We start from the raw sequence: 1,009 nt of genomic DNA, 5'->3' as shown, positions 1-1,009 counted from the left end.
GAAAACGTGAGAATGAATTTAGTATTATTGTGATACTCTGAGGCAATTTTATTATAGTCTCGAAGATAAGAAAAGAATGCAGTAACCTTGGTATTGACAAACGGGGATTCCATGTATCTAAAAAATACGCCTTTCGGCCTTCTTATACCCTTTCCCCTGCGGTTTAACGTGCCTCTTACATTGATATCTAAACCCTCCCCTATGGCCGCCTTTAATTGACTAATGAATGCAACCGATATAAACTGTGATAATTCTGGGTGATTTCTGATTCGATCGACAATTGTATTGTACACTAGTGCAGGATCAGGCCAATCCAGTTCTTTTTCAATTACCGGTGTGTCATCTGTATTCAGTACGTGTCCAACAAAAGCAAATGCTAAGGTTTTATATTTCTTATAATTGTCAGGAACTGAAAAAGTTCCCCTTGTGGTTTCAATTACACATCTACTTTCATCGTATATCATAGGTTGGAAGTGCTGCATAATACATTGCTTAATACAAACAAGTAGTCTCTCTCCATTCATATTTCGGTTATTTTCTATTATAGTTGTTGTCATTATATGTCAGCACTGTAAAAATCCATCTGTTGAAGAAGGATTTCGCGGTTTTTATAAACAAAACTTTTGATACGAAATCGATCAATCACCCCAGCTGCGTATTCGGAAATTCGGAAAAAAGTAGAGCAACGCGAGTTGCATTTTTTACACCATACTGCATTATTAATTTCGAGAGGCGATTAAGGCTACTTTCACTAGTATGTTTCTAAACAATCAATTTGTCATTAAATGCCTTATAAAACAGCTATAGATTGCATAGAAGAGCTAGCTACTCAATGCTTTTTGTCAAAGCTTACTGATGATGATGTGTCTACCTTCAGGCGGGCCTGTAGTAGGGAAAATGACATTATAAAGCTGGCACTTAAGGTTCCGCAGACTGTAGACTATACAAGCATACTCCGTCTATTGTACGATACACTTCCGCTCAAGTTCTTGTCCTTTAATGAGGCATT

Annotated in this window: 1 protein-coding gene; it reads right to left on the bottom strand. The window is 37.2% G+C overall.

From position 1 onward, the window contains the following. Window positions 1–482: hypothetical protein (locus tag ABZU32_RS40985; RefSeq protein WP_354932210.1), on the bottom strand; the 482-nt coding region annotated here is incomplete at its 3' end. Between the last annotated feature and the right edge of the window lie 527 nt (window positions 483–1,009).

The sequence above is a fragment of the Sphaerisporangium sp. NPDC005288 genome (assembly GCF_040607475.1).
Classification (GTDB): domain Bacteria; phylum Actinomycetota; class Actinomycetes; order Streptosporangiales; family Streptosporangiaceae; genus Sphaerisporangium; species Sphaerisporangium rhizosphaerae.
Note: the sequence above shows the minus strand (reverse complement) of the source record. Positions and strands in the feature narration are given on the sequence as shown.